This window comes from Chitinophaga alhagiae, from assembly GCF_003568665.1.
In the GTDB taxonomy this organism is placed as follows: domain Bacteria; phylum Bacteroidota; class Bacteroidia; order Chitinophagales; family Chitinophagaceae; genus Chitinophaga; species Chitinophaga alhagiae.
The window spans coordinates 2,185,060-2,202,351 of record NZ_QXMH01000001.1 but is presented as its reverse complement, the minus strand read 5'-3'; the positions used below and the strand labels follow the sequence as shown (position 1 = coordinate 2,202,351).

Genomic DNA, 17,292 nt, shown 5'->3' with positions numbered 1-17,292 from the left:
TTACGGCAATGAACGCTTACATAAACTGGAGCGGGGGAAAAGACGCCACTTTTGCCCTCTGGCAGCTCCAACAGGAAGGCAGCTGGCAGGTCCGGTACCTTTTTACCACCCTTAGCGGGGCTTTCCGGCGCGTATCCATGCACGGCGTGCGGGAGGAACTGCTGGATGAACAGGCCCGGCAAACAGGCATTGCCCTCAAAAAGGCGTACCTGCCGGAAAACGCTTCTATGGAAGATTATGACCGCATCATGACGGAAGAACTGGCCGCCCTGCGGGCGGAAGGCATCCGCCACGCCGTTTTCGGGGATATTTTCCTGGAAGACCTCCGCGCCTACCGGGAAAAACAGCTCGCCAAAGCCGGCATGGAAGGGGTTTTTCCCCTGTGGGAACGCAATAGTGCAGCCCTGGTGCGGGATTTTATCAGGGCCGGGTTCAAGGCCATTATTGTATGCGTCAATGCGCGGTACCTGCCGGCTTCTTTTGCGGGGCGGCTGATCGATGAGGCCTTTCTCGCCGATCTCCCGCCCGGGGTAGACCCTTGCGGCGAGAACGGCGAGTTCCACAGTTTTGTGTTTGACGGCCCCCTCTTTGCCGCACCTGTGCCATTCCAGGTAGGTGAAACGGTTGAAAGAGCGTACACCCCGGCCTCCAGCCAGGGAGGTAATTGCTATAAAGATGATGGCAAAGAAAACAATACGGTAAAAGACGAACCGGCCCATTGGGATACCCGGTTCTTTTTCTGTGATCTGCTTCCAGTCTGAGGGACTTCGTTTTAGGGTTTCGTTTAATTCCTTCCTTCAGTTTACGCCTCTTTCTAAAAAACAAAAGCAATGGAAAAATCCATTGCTTTCGAGAGTCATTTACTTTGCAAGAAGATTCTCGCGGTGTAGGAATATTTGGTTTTTCATAGGACAGTAACCATATAAAAAATTAATACTTTAACAAATATAAAATAAATTGAATAAATAGTACAGGACTGCTATGAATATTCAAAAACATCAAAATAAGCCGCCGAAAATTAAAAACAACAAATTAAAAGCGCATTTTTTAAACAAAATCGAACTAAAACGTAAGTTTTGGTAGTGCTCTGCCACAAAAAAACAGCTCATCGCCCTGTTCTTATTAACAAATGAAAGATCCGGAGGCCGCCCCGGCCGCGGCAATCTTATCTGCCTGCCAGGGAGGTACGTACTATAAGACAGCCGGGTAAGGTTGCCGGGCCGGGGAGCCAAACGGGGAGCTGCTACCTTCCCGGCAGAGTAAAAAGACCATTCAGAAAGAACCTGTAACGAAGCTCCCCACGGAGATGGACGAACAATTGCCAAAAGTTTGATTGTTCGTTGCAGGTTTGTTCAGAACGGCCTAAAGTCCTTGCTGTAGCGGGATACTTCCCAAAAAGCCCTGTAGTAGCGGGAAAAGGCGTAATTTTCCGGGTATTAAAGCTGCTGAAGCTGCGGATAAATTCTGCAAAACCGGTTCAGGTAAAATAGACGCCTTATCCGGTGTTTCAATTCACGTCACATTCTTCCGGAAAACAAATGATACAGACCTGTTGAAGAGCACGTTTGCGCAGGCCGAAGGGCATAAAAAAAGGAAACATCCCTGTTTCCCCAAATCCTTTACCATAGCGTAATTAAAAAGAGAAAGGGCACTTAGAAAAGCGCCCTCAATTTGTTACTATCCTATGAAAACCCTATTTGTATACAAAGGTATATCAGTGTTAACTTTATTTGAAATTTTCAGGGTTGAATAACAAATAATTAACAAAGTAATTGCTTGCTTCAATCCCCAGAAACTCCCTGCCACCGCTGCTTTCAGAGAAGCGGTCTTTTGCTCTTTCCGCGCGGCGTTTGTTAAGCACTCCTAAACACATCAGCTACAACCCATGCTGTTGCCGCAATTCAGGCATTTGTAGCAGGTACCGGAGCGCACTGTGATATGGCCGCAGGTGTTACAGGCCGGCGCATCGCTCTGCATGCTGCGCATGTAATCCTGCGTGCTGCTTTCTCCGCTGGATGCCGCTACTGCCTGCGGTTTGGCCGCTTTGGGAGTAGCCGACGCCGGAGCCTGGCTAACCACCCTTATGTTGGAAAGCTCGGGTTTTACTACCGGCTCGTCCCATTCTTCTTCACCGGTATTGCCCGGTGCGTCCAGGATGTGTACAAGATCAGTTCGCCCCAGGTATTCATAACCCAGCACCCTGAAAATATAATCTATCAGCGAGGTGGAAGAACGGATGTTGGGATGGTCTACCATACCTGCCGGCTCAAACCGGGTGAACACGAACTTGTCTACAAACTCTTCCAGCGGCACGCCGTACTGCAGGCCAACAGACACTGCTATGGCAAAGCAGTTCATAAGGCTGCGCAGAGTAGACCCTTCCTTGGCCAGGTCTATGAATATTTCTCCCAGCGTACCGTCATTATACTCCCCGGTGCGCAGGAAGATGGGCTGGCCGCCTACTTTTGCCTTCTGGGTAAAGCCCCTGCGCTTGGCCGGCAGGGTTTTTCTCTCCACAATGCGGGAAAGCGCCCTTTTCAGCGAAGTGTCCGCGCTGGCAATCATGCGTTTGTTCAGCTCTTCCAGCAGCTCGTCTATGGTGAGCTTGTTCATGTCAATGATCTGGGCCGCCGCTGCTTCAGACGCAGTGTCTGCCCCTTCGGCCGATTTTTTCTTTTTGTCGCTTTTGTTGCTGAGCGGCTGGCTCAGTTTGGACCCGTCCCGGTAGAGCGCACAGGCTTTCAGGCCCAGGTCCCAGCTCAGTTTGTAGGCATCCGTAATTTCTTCCACTACAGCCTCGTTGGGCAGGTTGATGGTTTTGGAAATAGCCCCGGAAATAAAGGGTTGCGCGGCGGCCATCATGCGGATGTGGCCATGCGGATGAATGTAACGCTCTCCATGCTTGCCGCATTTATTGGCGCAATCAAACACCGGCAGGTGCGCCTCCTTCAGGTAGGGCGCTCCTTCTACCGTCATGGTACCGCACACGTAATCATTGGCGGCCTCTATCTGCTCATCTGTAAAGCCCAGCTCGTGCAGCAGGCTGAACTCGAGGCTGAAGTACTGTTCCGGTTTGAAACCAAGCCGCTGCAAGCACTCTTCACCGAGGGTGTATACGTTGAACACAAAACTGATATCGAAAGAAGAGGCCACGGCCGTATCCAGCTTTTTCAGTTCTTCCGAAATAAAGCCTTTTTCGCTGAGGGACTGTGTGTTGATGTAAGGTGCGCCGGCAAAGTTGCCGGTACCTTTGGCGTAATCCACAATGGCGCGGATCTCGTTCTCCTTATACCCCAGGTTGCGCAGGGCGGTGGGAATAGACTGGTTAATGATCTTGAAATAACCGCCGCCGCTCAGTTTTTTGAACTTCACAAGGGCAAAATCCGGCTCTACGCCAGTGGTATCGCAATCCATTACCAGGCCAATAGTACCGGTGGGGGCAATTACCGTGGCTTGCGCATTGCGGTAGCCATGTTTTTCACCCAGCTGCACGGCATCGTCCCAGGCCTTGGTAGCGGCAGACAGCAGGTAGTCAGGGCAGAAACGGGCGTTGATGCCCTGTGGTTTTATTTCTATGCCTTCGTAGGCGTCTGCTGCATCATAGGCGGCCGCGCGGTGGTTGCGCATTACCCGCAGCATGTCTTCCCGGTTTTCTGCATACCGGGCAAAGGGGCCCAGATGGCTGGCCAGCTCGGCGGAAGTTTTGTAAGAAATACCGGTCATGATAGCGGTGATGGCGCCGGCTATGCCGCGGGCCTCATCACTGTCATACGCAATGCCGCTCACCATCAGCATGGAACCGAGGTTGGCATAGCCCAGGCCAAGGGTACGGTAGTCGTAGCTCAGCTGCGCTACCTCTTTGGAGGGGAACTGCGCCATGAGCACGGAAATTTCCAGCACCACCGTCCACAACCTCACCGTGTATTCAAAACCGGGCACGTCAAAACGGTTGTCTCCCTCGTTGAAAAAGCGCCGAAGGTTCACAGACGCGAGGTTGCAGGCCGTATTGTCCAGGAACATGTATTCGGAACAGGGGTTGGAGGCGTTGATGCGCCCGCCCTGCGGACAGGTATGCCATTCATTGATAGTGGTATCGTACTGGGTACCGGGGTCTGCACAGCGCCAGGCGGCGTACGCGATCTGGTTCCAGAGGTCGGTGGCCTTTACCGTTTTAACAGTTTTACCGTTCATACGGCCCTTCAGCTCCCATTCGCCATCTTCGGCCAGGGTGTGGAAGAAGCTGTTGGGTATTCTCACCGAGTTGTTGGAGTTTTGCCCGGAAACGGTGCGGTAGGCCTCCCCTTCGTAGTCTGAAGAGTAACCGGCGGCAATAAGGGCGGCCACTTTCTTCTCCTCCTCCATTTTCCAGTTAACGAACTCCAGTATTTCGGGGTGGTCCAGGTCCAGGCACACCATTTTGGCGGCGCGGCGGGTGGTGCCGCCGCTTTTGATGGCGCCGGCGGCGCGGTCCCCTATTTTCAGGAAACTCATCAGGCCGCTGGAAGTACCGCCACCGCTGAGTTTCTCTCCTTCCCCGCGTATCTGGGAAAAGTTGGTGCCCACGCCGGAGCCGTATTTGAAGATCCGGGCTTCCCGTACCCAAAGGTCCATGATACCGCCATCGTTCACCAGGTCGTCACTCACACTTAATATAAAGCAGGCGTGCGGCTGCGGCCTTTCATACGCGGAGGTGGATTTTTCCAGCTTGCCGGTGTTCTGCTCCACATAATAATGCCCCTGCGGCTTGCCTTTAATACCATAGCTCTCGTGCAGGCCCGTATTGAACCACTGGGGGGAGTTGGGCACGCAGGCCTGGTTAAGCATGCAGTACGCCAGCTCTTCGTAAAACACCTCGGCGTCTGCCTTGGAGGCGAAATAATCGTACTTTTCGCCCCAGGCGCGCCAGCAATTGGCCATACGGTGTACTACCTGTTTCACAGAGGTTTCGCGGCCCAGGGAGCCGTCTGCCTGCGGCACACCGGCTTTCCTGAAATATTTTTGCGCAAGTATATCCGTCGCTATCTGCGACCATGCTTTGGGCACTTCCACATTATTCATCTCGAACACCACGTCTCCACCGGGGTTCCGGATCACTGACGAACGCATTTCGTACTCGAACTGATCATATGGGCTCACACCATCCCGTGTGAAGTGACGGGTAAAGGCGAGGCCGCCAGCCTTCTTAACTTGATTTTTCATATGCCCTAGAAAATTTAACAGGATTAAACAAATTGAAAATATTCCTACTCTCGATGCGGGATTACTAAAATAATTTTTAATGACGTCCGTACCCATTTTTATTATCCACAGCGTGTGCATAATGGCGGCAGTCAGCTTCATTAACAAATGGCCCCTTTTTTGCCCTCTTTTTCCTCTCTATCAGTTGCAAAATCAATACCATGCATATTTATTTCACACTGTGGCTTATTAGAAAAAAATTTATACATTTGCCTCAACCGGAACAATGCATAATTAATGTACAGAAAAATATACAGTTCCTTTATTGACAGAAAGGCAAAAGGTACAAAGTCATTCGCAGTTCTGATCGATCCGGACAAGGTAACCCCTGTCGGTATTGCCGATCTCGCTGCTAAATGTACTGAGGCGAAGGTGGATTATATTTTTTTGGGCGGCAGCCTGGTGATCACTGACCATCTTGACGAAGTGGTGCAGCAGATCAAGGCCAGTTGCTCCATACCGGTGATACTCTTTCCCGGCAGCCCTTCGCAGGTTTCCCGGTACGCCGATGCCTTGCTGTACCTTTCCATGATCTCCGGCCGCAACCCCGAGCTGCTCATTGGCCAGCATGTGGTATCTGCCGCGGCCGTTAAAAAAAGCGGGCTGGAAGTAATTTCCACCGGCTACATGGTGATTGACGGCGGCGCCCCCACCACTGTTTCCTACATCAGCAACGCCACGCCCATACCAGCAGACAAGGATGATATTGCTATGTGTACCGCCATGGCGGGAGACATGCTGGGCATGAAGGTGATCTATATGGATGCCGGCAGCGGCGCCCGCAAACCGATCACCGAAAGCATGATCCACCGCGTGGCCAGCCAGGTGGATGTGCCTGTAATTGTTGGCGGCGGCATCAGGGATGCTGAAAAAGCATACCTGAACTGCAAGGCCGGTGCAGACATCATTGTGGTAGGCAACGCTATTGAAAAAGATATTTCGCTCATCAAGGAAATTGCAGACGCCGTACACCGCGCACCGGTTACAGCCAGCCGTTAACCCCCGTCCAGCGGGCTTTTTGCGCCGCATCCACCTAAATTATCCTGTACGGCCCCTTCAGCCCGAAAAAATACCTATAAATAAGTATTTCTGCACCTTTGCCCATAAAGTTGTATGAAAAAAGGAAACCGTTGCATATCTTGCAGCGTGCTTGAACGCAGCTTATTCCGGCACACCAGAAACCAACCAAAACCAAAGTATCCCTGGTATACCGTGTAATATGATGTTGTGAACAACGATTCCATCCCAGCGGCTTATTTTCCGTTTTGTACCACTATTGCTTTTCTTCCAGGCTACCATTACCGAAGACATGGACAGAGTTGCCGCCGCATTGGCATGCCCGGTAAGAAAGGTCTATTTACATTGGTTAATTGGCCCACAAGGCCTTTTTTCATAAGCATAATTTAGCCGGGCCGTCCTTTCCAGGACGGCCCCTTTTTCTGGGCTTCACGGCTAAAAAAAACAGGGAACATGGAAGCGCCGCCTCCATTATTCCCTGCCTTCCGATATTGTACAATGGCCCTTAAAGGCTCATCATTTCCTTAAACTTCACCGCCTGCCTGCGGCTCACCTCAATTTTTTCCCCTCCCCGCATTTCCAGCAGCAACCCCCCGTTGAAATAAGTGTCAATCCGCTCAATCATCCGGAGGTTTACAATGTGCTTGCGGTTGGCGCGGAAAAACACCCGCTCGTCCAGCCGCTCTTCAAGAGCATTTAAAGATTTGAGTATCAACGGTTTATTAGTCTCGAAATACACCCTCGCGTAGTTCCCCACGCTTTCAAACAGCCGTATCTCCTGCAGTTTTACGAACCAGCAGCGGTCACCGTCCTTTACAAACACCTGGTCATTTTCCCCCAGTATGTTCCGGATGCCGGATGCGGCGGCCAGGCGTTCTTTCTCCTCTACCTGGTGCAGCTTGTGAATGGCGTCTGCCAGCCGCTTGGGCTCTATGGGCTTCAACAGGTAGTCCAGCGCATTATATTCAAACGCCTTCAGGGCATACTCGTCATAAGCAGTGGTGAATATCACCTGCGGAGATCTTTCCAGCTCCGCCAGGAGGTCAAAACCCGTTTTGTCCGGCATCTGGATATCGAGGAACAGCAGGTCTGGCCGCAATGTTTCGATCTTCTCTATACCGTCTTTCGCATTCACCGCCTCTCCTACCACCACAATTTCCGGATGGTCTGCCAGCAGCTTCTTCAACTCGCTTCTGGCCAGTCTTTCATCATCTATGATCAATGCTTTTTTCATACTGACTTTACGTTATTGGTTGATGACATTTATGGATTACAGCAAGGGCATCTGCACTCTGGCTTCTACCGTTGCCTTGTCAAAATTGTATATTTCAAAAAAGGCGCGGCTGCCAAACAGCAGGCTCAGCCGCTGCCGCGTGCTGGCCAGGCCCAGGCCCAGCCCGTTCATATCTTCCACTATCTGCCCCGTATTCCGGATGGTGATCTCATGTTGCATATTGTGCACATGGGAACTGATCACGATCAGCCCGCCCCTTACCTCCCGGGAAATACCGTGTTTAATGGCGTTTTCTACCAGGGTTTGCAGCATCATTGGGGGTACGGGCAGTTCCAGCGTTTCCGGGTCTATATCGTACTGCACCTTCAGCCGTTCCTCAAACCGGATATTTTCCAATGCAAGATAATCTTTTACGATGCTCAGTTCGTTTTCCAGGCTCACGGTCTCCGCCTTGTCTGCCTGCATGGAATTGCGGAGTATGTTGCTCAGTTCCGTAATGGCCGTACGCGCCCGCCGGGGGTTTTCATCCACCAGCGCCCTGATGCTGTTGAGCGCGTTGAAAATGAAGTGCGGGTTCAGTTGGGATTTGATGGTTTTCAGCTCCAGCGTGCGCACGGTGGCTTCCAGCTTTAATTGGCTCACCTGGGAGTTACGGCTCTCCTCCACATAGTGCCAGAGGAAATAGATCACCGCCCAAAGGGCCATAAACACGGTCTGCGAGAAAAAAACCCTCAGCCAGCTATCCCTGAAATCCGTTTCCGGCGGCCCTCCCGGCAGCAAAAAATGCGAAATGCACGATAGCAAAAACGAATCTACAATGGAACATACCAGGATACCGAAGAAAAAATAAACCGCCACGCTCTCGAACGGCTTCTGTATCCATCTATATTTGACGATAACTGTTCTGAATCCATGTGTGATGAGTATCCCGAAAAGGGAGCTGAACAGGATGTACTGCACCTGGGAGGTCTCTATCTTGTAGAAGAAAAAGCCGAAGAACAAGAAAAGAAAGGCATAGGCTCCCCACCCCAGTATCTGGCACCACCAATATTTTGATATGCGTTTAAACATCCCTATAAGTTAGCAAAGTCCTCCGACTTAAAAAAAACCTTGCGATTGCTCCAAAAATACCACCTGTGTGGGATGGCGGCCAGCCAATTTTTATCAATGGCCGTATAGGCGGTTAAATGGGGGGCTTCAAATAGCGTAAAAACATGTATTTTTGGGCATTAAACCCTAATGCTGATATGGAAATTACGGCCGGTCAATTACTGAGTCAGATCGAATACCCATCAGATCTGCGAAAACTGAGCAGGGAGCAACTGCACCAGGTGTGCGACGAGCTGCGCCAGTTCATTATTGACGTGGTGAGCGTGCATGGCGGCCATTTCGGGGCCAGCCTGGGGGTAGTGGAACTGACGGTAGCCCTCCATTACGCCTTCAATACTCCCTATGACCAGTTGGTGTGGGACGTAGGCCACCAGGCATACGGCCACAAAATTCTCACCGGGCGTAAAAATGTGTTCCATACCAACCGTAAGTACAAGGGAATCAGCGGTTTCCCCAACCGTGGCGAGAGTGAATATGACACCTTTGGGGTGGGGCACTCCAGCACCTCCATCGGGGCAGCCCTGGGCATGGCCATTGCCTCCAAGAACAAAGGCGAGCATGACCGGCAGCATATTGCCGTAATTGGAGATGGGGCCATGACGGCCGGTATGGCTTTTGAGGCCCTCAACCACGCGGGCGTGTCCAACGCCAACCTGCTGGTGATCCTGAATGACAATTGCATGTCTATTGACCCCAACGTGGGCGCACTGAAAGAATACCTCACAGACATCACCACCTCCCATACCTATAACAAGTTCAGGGACGATGTGTGGAACCTGCTGGGCAAGCTGCCCGTGGGCAAAAAATTTACACGGGACATGGCTTCCAAGCTGGAAGCCAGCGTAAAAGGCATGGTGTCCAAATCCAGCAACCTGTTCGAAAGCCTCAATCTGCGCTATTTTGGCGCTATAGACGGGCATAACATCACCAAGCTGGTAGATACCCTGCAAGACCTTCGCAATATTCCCGGGCCCAAACTGCTGCATATTGTCACCACCAAGGGCAAAGGCTACGCGCTGGCGGAAAAAGACCAGACCAAGTGGCATGCGCCGGGCCTGTTTGACAAGATAACCGGCGAAATATTCAAGAAAAATATTGAGGCCCCGCAGCCTCCCAAATACCAGGACGTTTTTGGCCATACCATCATTGAGCTGGCCGAACAGAACAAGACCATAATGGGCATTACGCCCGCCATGCCTTCCGGCTCTTCCCTCAAGCTCATGATGGAGAAAATGCCTGACCGCGCCATAGACGTGGGCATCTGCGAACAGCATGCCGTAACGCTCTCCGCCGGCCTGGCCACCCAGGGTATGACGGTGTTCTGCAACATTTACTCTTCTTTCATGCAACGGGCGTATGACCAGGTGGTACACGATGTGGCCATCCAGCACCTGCCTGTTATTTTCTGCCTTGACCGGGCCGGCCTGGTAGGGGAAGACGGGGCCACCCACCACGGGGCTTACGACATCCCGTATATGCGTTCCATTCCCAACATGATCGTGAGCGCGCCCATGAACGAGGAAGAGCTGCGCAACCTGATGTATACCGCACAGCTGCCAACCAACAAATCTCCCTTTGTGATCCGCTATCCTCGCGGAGAAGGCGTGATGCCTGACTGGCGCAAACCTTTCAGCGCCATCCGCGTAGGTACCGGGCGAAAGGTGCAGGACGGGCGGGACCTCGCCATCCTTTCCATAGGCCACCCCGGCAACTTTGTTACCGAGGCCATGAAAGAGCTGATGACAGACGGGCTGCAGCCGGCGCATTACGATATGCGTTTTGTAAAACCGCTGGACACCGAGATGCTGCACGATATTTTCCAGCGCTTTGACCGCGTGATCACCGTGGAAGACGGTGCGCTGCAAGGCGGCTTTGGCAGCGCCGTACTGGAGTTTATGGCAGATAACGATTACAAGGCGGACGTAAAACGGCTGGGCATACCGGACCGCCTCATTGAGCACGGCAAACCCGCCGAGCTGCAAAGAGAATGCGGGTACGATGCGGCGGGCATTGCCGCCGCAGTCAGGGAAATGCTCCGGTCAAAAATTACCGTTACCGCCAGTTAATAAAACACTTTCCGCCGCAGCCATGGTCAGAACAGGCCATGGCTGCGGCTTTTCTACCATGCGCGATCTCTACATACAATTACGCATCACTGACATCATTCCGGAAACACCGGACACCTATACCTACCGGCTAGAGCCCGCAAACGGTCAACCTGTTCCCTACCAGGCAGGGCAGTTCCTCACCTTTCTGATCACCCTGCACGGTACAGAGTACCGCCGCTCCTATTCCTTCAGTTCCACTCCCGGTGTTGACCCGCAGATGTCTGTTACCGTAAAACGGATCGCCAACGGGGAAATATCGCGGCATATTCACCGCACCTGGCAGGTGGGGCACATTGTTACGTCCCTCCTGCCCTCCGGCCGCTTCACGCTGGATGCAGCGCCAACCGAAGAAAGAGACCTTTTTTTCCTGGGCGCGGGCAGTGGCATTACACCCCTGTTCTCCCTCCTGCAGCATGTGTTGTATTTTGAGCCGGCGGCCCATGTTACCCTCATCTACAGCAGCCGTAACGCACAGAACACCATTTTTTACCAGCGCATACTGGCACTGCAACAGCAGTTTCCCCAAAGGCTGGTCATACTCTGGTTCTTCAGCGACCCCGGCAATGAGCCGGTGGCCTACCGCCGCATGAGCAACAGCCTGCTGGAAATGCTGGCCCCCAGGCACCTGCAGCACCCGCAGGAAAAAGCGCAATTCTATATCTGCGGCCCGGCAGACTATATGCGCATGGCGCAGTTTACCCTTACTTTCATGGGTTTCAGGCCAGATCAGTTGCACAAGGAAAACTTTGTGGTGAACACCGCCGCCAAAATTGCCCGCATACAGGTACCGGACGATACTGGCATCAAGCAGGTATTGCTGAAACATGAAGACAAAACCCATCTACTGCCGGTACCCGGTAACGAAACCATACTGAACGCCGCCCTGCGCCAGGAGGTACCCATGCCCTACAGCTGCAAGGGCGGGGTATGCGGCTCCTGCATTGCCCGGTGTACCCGCGGCAAGGTCTGGATGACGGTGAACGAAGTATTGACAGACAAGGAACTGGCACAGGGCCTTGTGCTCACCTGCACAGGATACGCACAAACAGATGAGGTGACGCTGGAATGGTAAATGAAATTGGCCGTTAACCGGAATTTCCATACATTCATTTCAAATTATGGCTATGAGCGCTACTGCTCTGAAAGCAGCAGGCCTGTACCTCCTCCTGGGTTGTGTATGGGCCGGCACTTACAGCTCGTTGTGGCTTTCTCTCGCAGCACATTTTCCCCAGGTTAATCCCGCTTTGCTACCATACATCATGCATGCGGCCTTTGTTACGGTATCTGCCGTACTTGTTTTCGTGCTCGTAAGAAACAACAGCAGGCAAAACAATTACCGGTTGCTATTTTATGAGCACCCGCTGCCCATGTGGATCTACGAATGGGGCACCCTGAAATTTCTGGCGGTGAACAATGCCGCCATAGAAAAATACGGTTACAGCCGCAAGGAGTTTTTGGGAATGACCATTCTTGACATCCGCCACCCCTCTACTGTGAACGAAGTGCTGGAAGATGTACGCAAAACCAGCAAACAATCCGTTTACCGCGGGGTATGGCAGCACCAGAAAAAAAACAGGGAGATATTTCCGGTTGAGTTGTACGCGCATACTACGCGCTACCGCGGGCATGAAGCCCGGCTGGTGATGGCGGTAGATATTGATGCGGAAATAAGGTCTACAGTTATGGCAAAAGATATAGGCACCCGTTACGAATTGCTGGCGCAGGTCACGCCAGATTATATTTACTATTGGGATATGTCAGCAGACCATGTAACCCGTAACCACGGCCCTTCTTCCCTTTTTGGCTACAAAGAGGAAGAGATCATGCCGCATGGCAACTGGTGGTATGAAAAAATACATCCGGACGATGCGGAAACCGTGCAGCAGCGTTTCCAGGCCGCATTGCGCAGCCATACGGTGCAATGGAGCGCGGAGTATCGTTTCCGTTGTGCAAACGGGCAATACAAGTTTGTGCATGACCGCGGGCATATCATCTACAACGAAGAAGGACAGCCGGTCAGAATGATCGGCGCCGTGCAGGACATTACGGAGAAGCAGCAATACGTACAGCAGTTACAACAGCAAAACGCGGTGCTGCAAGACATTGCGCGTATCAATTCTCATGAAATACGAAGGCCCGTGGCCTCCATCCTCGGCATTATGTCTATGTTTGACCTGGATAAAAATGAACCGGCGCTCAATAGCCGCCTGCTGGGGCTGTTGCAGCAAAGCACAGCCGAACTGGATGGCCTGTTGCACCAGATCCAGCATAAACTCAGGTCACTCAATAAACAATAAATAAACGTTACCGGTAAGATTCGAACCGGTTAAATTCTCCTTTCAACTCATCGTGTAATTTGTGGAAAACCTGCATACGGTCATGCAGGGTATCGTAATCATCCACCGGCCTGTCCAGGTGAACTATAGCCGGACGCCCATTGGCGAAGGTTTTCGCAGACTGTTTTAAATCGTGGAACATTTCGTCTGCTACTTCCAGCTGTCTGATAAACTGGTTTTGAAAGTGCTCAATTTCCACCATTCTTTCATGGTTGGTATGCCGCCCCGCGGCCATTTCTTCTAACCTGCCCCGCATCTGCCGCAGACTTCCGCGTACCTGTTCAACCTCACTTTTCCATAAACTGCACTGTGCCTGCAGGTCAGTAGACTGTGTTGGTACTTCCATGATATATTGATTTAAGTTAAATGATGACGATAGCTGTAGGGAAGCTGTATCTATCATGCATTCCATGCTTTTGGTCAATATGCCTTGTCCCCTCCCTTCTAATTTACGACACTTTTTAATACTACCGCGCAAACGGGCGGCAGAAATTATCCACCGCCCCCGCTGTTTTTCAGTTATTGAGAAAGAGGGTTTGGGTAGGATGTGCAAAGCGGATACCTTCCTGTTCAAACCGCTCCATCAGCCGCAGGTTGATCTGTTGCTGCACGTCCATATACAGCAGGTAATCACTGGTGGCCACAAAATATACGCATTCAAATTCAGGCCCGTGATCCCCGATAGTGGCCATATGTGCCCGGTCAAACGTAACGTGCTCAATATTGTTAACGATCTCCTTCATCATACCTCCCACGCGGGCCAGCACGCCCGCAGGGGTCTGGAAGGTAACCCTCACTCTGAACACGATACGGCGGCGTTCCATGCGCTTGTAGTTGTGAATGCGGGAATTGGTCAGGTCCGTGTTGGAACAGATAAGCTGCTCGCCGGTGAGGCTGCGGATGCGGGTGGTTTTAATACCGATATACTCTATCCCCCCTATTTTATCTCCCACAATGATAAAGTCACCCACTTCAAAAGGCCGGTCAAACAGTATCACAAAGTAGCTGAACAGGTCTCCGAGTATATGCTGCGTGGCCAGCGCAATGGCAATACCGCCAATACCAAGCCCCGTGATGATGGTGGTCACGTCAAACCCCCAGTTGTCCAGCAGGAATACCGCGCCAACTACCCATATAACAATAGACACAATGACCATTACGCCACGCACCTGCTTTTGTTTTTCCGCACCGTTCTCCTGCCGGGAGAGGTATTGCATCAGCATAAAACGCAGTAGGTCCGTAATGAGCCGCACTACAATGAAGGTGAGATAAAGAAGGGAGGCCACGTCTATCACCCGCGCCGCTTTGGGGTGAAGATTGAGATATTGTACCGCCCCGAAAAATACACCGTAGTACAACAACGGGATGATAGAGCGCTGCATTTGCCTCACAATAAAATCGTCTGTTGTACCGTCTGAATTGTCTGCCCAGCCTTTCAGCCTGGCCAGCAATACTTTTCTCAATGCCATGATCAGCAAAATGCCTGCGCAAAAGATCACCCCTGCGATGATCCAGGATTGCACACTGTTGCCCAGGAATTGTTCTTGTAGAAACATATTCATTTTCAATTTGTGTTTGGTCCTGCCGCAAATATAAAAACCAGTGCCCAAAGGACACTGGTTTTTAAGATAAAATTAACACTAACGTTATTGAATATACGAATATGTTACTGCAACATGGGTACGTCCATGATCAACAATTCCGCATCTTCCAGTGCATTGACATTCAGTTTATCGTAATCCGTAACTCCCATTGCGTCACGTGCTTCAAGCACTTCATCGCCTATTTTTACGCGGCCGCTCAGCACAAAGATATAAGCGCCGTTCTGCGCGCGTCTGGATGTGTAGGAAAAAGAATTATTTTTTTCGAATGTTCCCAGGGAGAACCATGCATCCTGGTTAATGTGCAGCGAATCGTCTTCCCCGTCAGGCGCCACCACCGTTTGCAGGCGGTTTACGCGGCCGGCGGGGTCAAAGTTCTTTTGATCGTACCGGGGCGCAATATCTTTCTCTTTGGGGAACAGCCAGATCTGCAGGAACTTTACGGGCTCCGTTCTGGAAGCGTTAAACTCCGAGTGCTGGATGCCGGTGCCGGCGCTCATGATCTGCACGTCATGCTGGTTGATGATCTTGTGGCGGCCGGTGTTGTCTTTGTGCTCCAATGCGCCAGACAAGGGGATGCTGACAATCTCCATATTGTCGTGCGGGTGCGCGCCAAAGCCCATGCCACCTTTCACCGTATCGTCATTCAACACGCGCAGCGCGCCGAAGTGGATACGTTCCGGGTTGTAATAGCCGGCAAAGCTGAAAGTATGATAAGACTGCAACCAGCCGTGGTCTGCAAATCCGCGGGTGTTTCCGCGGTGAATGATCGTTTTCATATATCTCCTCCTGTAATTTTCTTTATGCAAAGATCCGTTGTTGGCAGGCGGCTATCAATGGACAAACCGTATAAAAGCATGGACAAATATTTGCCCTATAAAACGCAGGCCGGGCGTGGATTTCAACTCCCCGCCCGGCCTTTGCGTATAATTTTTACCCTGCTTTTTTACACCAGTTTGGCGTCCATCGTAATGTCGGTATTGAGCAGTTTGGAAATGGGGCAGTTAGCGCGGGCATCTTCCGCCATTTCTGCAAACTTGGCCGCATCCAGGCCGGGAACGCTGGCAGTTACTTCCAGGTGGCTGTTGGTGATAGCGCCGTTCTCGAAAGTGATGGTGGCTTTGGTATCGATACTGCCGGGGGTAAGGCCTGCGCCGGAAATCACGAAGCTCAGTTTCATGGAGAAACAGCCTGCGTGAGCCGCTGCGATCAGCTCCTCGGGGTTGGTGCCGGCGCCATTCTCAAAACGGCTGGTAAATGAATAGGCTGTATCTTTCAGTACGCCGGTTTCTGTAGAAACGGTGCCTTTCCCTTCTTTACCGGTACCTTTCCAATTGGCAGATGCGGATCTTTTCATGATTAAAACTTTTTATGGGTGAGATGATTATGATTAGAGGGCTTAAAAATAACGAAATAAGATCAAAAAAACCGGGCGAAATAACTCCGCCCGGTTCACCTAAAACCTCTGACTTCCTGTTACACTAATTCCACAAAATCTTCCAAAGGCTTTCTCACTTTCTTCGCATGCTGCATGCCGTCATCTTCCGCGCGAAAACCAACCGCTGCAATTACTACCGTGCGCAGGTTCCTCTCTTTTAGTCCCAAAATCTCGTCGTATGCAGCCGCGTTGAACCCTTCCATGGGGCAGGTATCCACCCCGTCTGCCGCACAAGCCGCCAGCAGCGTGCCCAGCGCCAGGTAAGCCTGTTTGCCGGTCCATACGGCCGCCGCGTCTTTGTCCAGCGCCTTCACAGTACCTTTCATCGTGTCTTCAAATCCGCTCAATTGTGCCCTTTGCAGCTGGCGCGTGCTGGCAATGTTCTCAATATATTGTTCTACATGTTGCTCCTCCAGGGTGTCATACCTCGCAAATATCAGCAGGTGCGATGCATCGGTGATCTGTGACTGGTTCCACGATACCGATTTAAGTTGCTCCCTTACAGCCGGGTCCGTTACTACAATTACTTTATATGGCTGCAATCCGTAAGAAGAGGCAGAGAGGTTGGTAGCGCGGATGATCCGTTCCAACTGCTCCTGTTCCAATTTCTTCGCAGGATCAAATTTTTTAGTGGCATACCGCCATGTCAGTTTCTCCAGAATGTCCATATGATGTTGTTGTTATGCTTGTTTGATCATTTGCACGGCCAGTACCAGGCGCACGTCATCACTCACCACCAGGCCGCCGGCTTCTGTAGTGGCAGACCAGGTAAGGCCGAAATCTTTACGGTTGATCTTGCCAGACAGTTCGAAGCCTGCTTTGGTCTGACCATAGGGGTCTACGGTAATACCGGCATACTCCACATTCAGCTCTACCGGGCGGGTGGTACCGCGAATAGTGAGGTCCCCTTTCAGTACAAAGGTTTCCGCATCTTTTTTCTTCACTTCGGTAGATTTGAAGGTTATTTTCGGGTGGTTGGCCGCATCAAAAAAGTCGGGGCTCTTCAGGTGCTCGTCTCGCTGGCTGTTTTTGGTGCTTACACTGTTCACGTCCGCTTCAAAGGAGATGCTGGCGTCGCTGAAGTCGTCTTTGGAAGCCGTCAGCGTGGCATCGTACTGGGCAAAGTGGCCGGTTACATTGGTGATCATCAGGTGTTTCACCTTAAATTCAATTTCGCTGTGTGCGGGATCAATTTTCCAGGTTGTCATTG

At 51.7% G+C, this 17,292-nt stretch carries 14 protein-coding genes; 5 read left to right on the top strand and 9 right to left on the bottom strand.

Going from position 1 to position 17,292, the window contains the following annotated elements; all coding sequences use genetic code 11:
• Positions 1-8 precede the first annotated feature (8 nt).
• A complete protein-coding gene (locus tag D3A97_RS08950) occupies positions 9-761 on the top strand; it encodes a Dph6-related ATP pyrophosphatase (RefSeq protein ID WP_119078497.1) in 753 nt (250 codons plus the stop codon).
• Positions 762-1,872: 1,111 nt separating this feature from the next.
• Here D3A97_RS08950 and D3A97_RS08945 read toward each other — a convergent pair.
• Positions 1,873-5,199 (bottom strand): vitamin B12-dependent ribonucleotide reductase, encoded by a 3,327-nt coding sequence (locus D3A97_RS08945; RefSeq protein ID WP_119078021.1) that lies wholly within the window; start codon positions 5,197-5,199, stop codon positions 1,873-1,875.
• 276 nt (positions 5,200-5,475) lie between these two features.
• Between D3A97_RS08945 and D3A97_RS08940 the strand changes: the two genes are divergently transcribed.
• Positions 5,476-6,237 carry a phosphoglycerol geranylgeranyltransferase gene (locus tag D3A97_RS08940; protein WP_119078020.1) on the top strand — a complete coding sequence of 254 codons (762 nt, stop codon included), beginning with the start codon at positions 5,476-5,478 and terminating at the stop codon, positions 6,235-6,237.
• 523 nt (positions 6,238-6,760) lie between these two features.
• On the opposite strand, the gene D3A97_RS08935 is transcribed toward D3A97_RS08940, so the two are convergent.
• Together D3A97_RS08935 and D3A97_RS08930 are read right to left on the bottom strand one after the other, a co-directional pair.
• A complete protein-coding gene (locus D3A97_RS08935; RefSeq protein WP_119078019.1) occupies positions 6,761-7,489 on the bottom strand; it encodes a LytR/AlgR family response regulator transcription factor in 729 nt (242 codons plus the stop codon).
• Between the two features lie 36 nt (positions 7,490-7,525).
• A complete protein-coding gene (locus D3A97_RS08930; RefSeq protein WP_119078018.1) occupies positions 7,526-8,560 on the bottom strand; it encodes a sensor histidine kinase in 1,035 nt (344 codons plus the stop codon).
• 176 nt (positions 8,561-8,736) lie between these two features.
• On the opposite strand from D3A97_RS08930, the gene dxs reads away from it, so the two are divergent.
• The 3 genes from dxs to D3A97_RS08915 are packed head-to-tail and all read left to right on the top strand — an operon-like array spanning position 8,737 to position 13,004.
• Positions 8,737-10,665 (top strand): 1-deoxy-D-xylulose-5-phosphate synthase, encoded by a 1,929-nt coding sequence (dxs, locus tag D3A97_RS08925; RefSeq protein ID WP_119078017.1) that lies wholly within the window; start codon positions 8,737-8,739, stop codon positions 10,663-10,665.
• Between the two features lie 22 nt (positions 10,666-10,687).
• A complete protein-coding gene (locus D3A97_RS08920) occupies positions 10,688-11,779 on the top strand; it encodes a ferredoxin--NADP reductase (protein WP_198673902.1) in 1,092 nt (363 codons plus the stop codon).
• Positions 11,780-11,831: 52 nt separating this feature from the next.
• Positions 11,832-13,004 (top strand): PAS domain-containing protein, encoded by a 1,173-nt coding sequence (locus D3A97_RS08915; RefSeq protein WP_198673901.1) that lies wholly within the window; start codon positions 11,832-11,834, stop codon positions 13,002-13,004.
• A gap of 7 nt (positions 13,005-13,011) precedes the next feature.
• Here D3A97_RS08915 and D3A97_RS08910 read toward each other — a convergent pair whose 3' ends face one another.
• The 6 genes from D3A97_RS08910 to D3A97_RS08885 form a co-directional block, all read right to left on the bottom strand.
• Complete coding sequence (locus D3A97_RS08910) at positions 13,012-13,389, bottom strand: hypothetical protein (RefSeq protein WP_119078014.1); 378 nt, start codon at positions 13,387-13,389, stop codon at positions 13,012-13,014.
• A 169-nt stretch (positions 13,390-13,558) separates the two neighbouring features.
• On the bottom strand, positions 13,559-14,599 hold the full coding sequence (locus D3A97_RS08905) for a mechanosensitive ion channel family protein (RefSeq protein ID WP_157986435.1): 1,041 nt from the start codon (positions 14,597-14,599) through the stop codon (positions 13,559-13,561).
• Positions 14,600-14,709: 110 nt separating this feature from the next.
• Positions 14,710-15,423 (bottom strand): pirin family protein, encoded by a 714-nt coding sequence (locus tag D3A97_RS08900; protein ID WP_119078012.1) that lies wholly within the window; start codon positions 15,421-15,423, stop codon positions 14,710-14,712.
• A gap of 167 nt (positions 15,424-15,590) precedes the next feature.
• Complete coding sequence (locus tag D3A97_RS08895) at positions 15,591-16,001, bottom strand: OsmC family protein (RefSeq protein ID WP_119078011.1); 411 nt, start codon at positions 15,999-16,001, stop codon at positions 15,591-15,593.
• 119 nt (positions 16,002-16,120) lie between these two features.
• Entirely contained in the window at positions 16,121-16,750 is a 630-nt protein-coding gene (locus D3A97_RS08890) for an NAD(P)H-dependent oxidoreductase (RefSeq protein WP_119078010.1), read from the bottom strand.
• 12 nt (positions 16,751-16,762) lie between these two features.
• On the bottom strand, positions 16,763-17,290 hold the full coding sequence (locus D3A97_RS08885; protein WP_119078009.1) for a YceI family protein: 528 nt from the start codon (positions 17,288-17,290) through the stop codon (positions 16,763-16,765).
• Positions 17,291-17,292 lie beyond the last annotated feature (2 nt).

What these genes read in the sequence shown, in the direction of transcription:
- D3A97_RS08950 (WP_119078497.1), top strand. Translation starts at nt 9, where the DNA reads ATGAACGCTTACATAAACTGGAGCGGGGGAAAAGACGCCACTTTTGCC.
- D3A97_RS08945 (WP_119078021.1), bottom strand. Translation starts at nt 5,199, where the DNA reads ATGAAAAATCAAGTTAAGAAGGCTGGCGGCCTCGCCTTTACCCGTCAC.
- D3A97_RS08940 (WP_119078020.1), top strand. Translation starts at nt 5,476, where the DNA reads ATGTACAGAAAAATATACAGTTCCTTTATTGACAGAAAGGCAAAAGGT.
- D3A97_RS08935 (WP_119078019.1), bottom strand. Translation starts at nt 7,489, where the DNA reads ATGAAAAAAGCATTGATCATAGATGATGAAAGACTGGCCAGAAGCGAG.
- D3A97_RS08930 (WP_119078018.1), bottom strand. Translation starts at nt 8,560, where the DNA reads ATGTTTAAACGCATATCAAAATATTGGTGGTGCCAGATACTGGGGTGG.
- dxs (WP_119078017.1), top strand. Translation starts at nt 8,737, where the DNA reads ATGGAAATTACGGCCGGTCAATTACTGAGTCAGATCGAATACCCATCA.
- D3A97_RS08920 (WP_198673902.1), top strand. Translation starts at nt 10,688, where the DNA reads ATGGTCAGAACAGGCCATGGCTGCGGCTTTTCTACCATGCGCGATCTC.
- D3A97_RS08915 (WP_198673901.1), top strand. Translation starts at nt 11,832, where the DNA reads ATGAGCGCTACTGCTCTGAAAGCAGCAGGCCTGTACCTCCTCCTGGGT.
- D3A97_RS08910 (WP_119078014.1), bottom strand. Translation starts at nt 13,389, where the DNA reads ATGGAAGTACCAACACAGTCTACTGACCTGCAGGCACAGTGCAGTTTA.
- D3A97_RS08905 (WP_157986435.1), bottom strand. Translation starts at nt 14,599, where the DNA reads ATGTTTCTACAAGAACAATTCCTGGGCAACAGTGTGCAATCCTGGATC.
- D3A97_RS08900 (WP_119078012.1), bottom strand. Translation starts at nt 15,423, where the DNA reads ATGAAAACGATCATTCACCGCGGAAACACCCGCGGATTTGCAGACCAC.
- D3A97_RS08895 (WP_119078011.1), bottom strand. Translation starts at nt 16,001, where the DNA reads ATGAAAAGATCCGCATCTGCCAATTGGAAAGGTACCGGTAAAGAAGGG.
- D3A97_RS08890 (WP_119078010.1), bottom strand. Translation starts at nt 16,750, where the DNA reads ATGGACATTCTGGAGAAACTGACATGGCGGTATGCCACTAAAAAATTT.
- D3A97_RS08885 (WP_119078009.1), bottom strand. Translation starts at nt 17,290, where the DNA reads ATGACAACCTGGAAAATTGATCCCGCACACAGCGAAATTGAATTTAAG.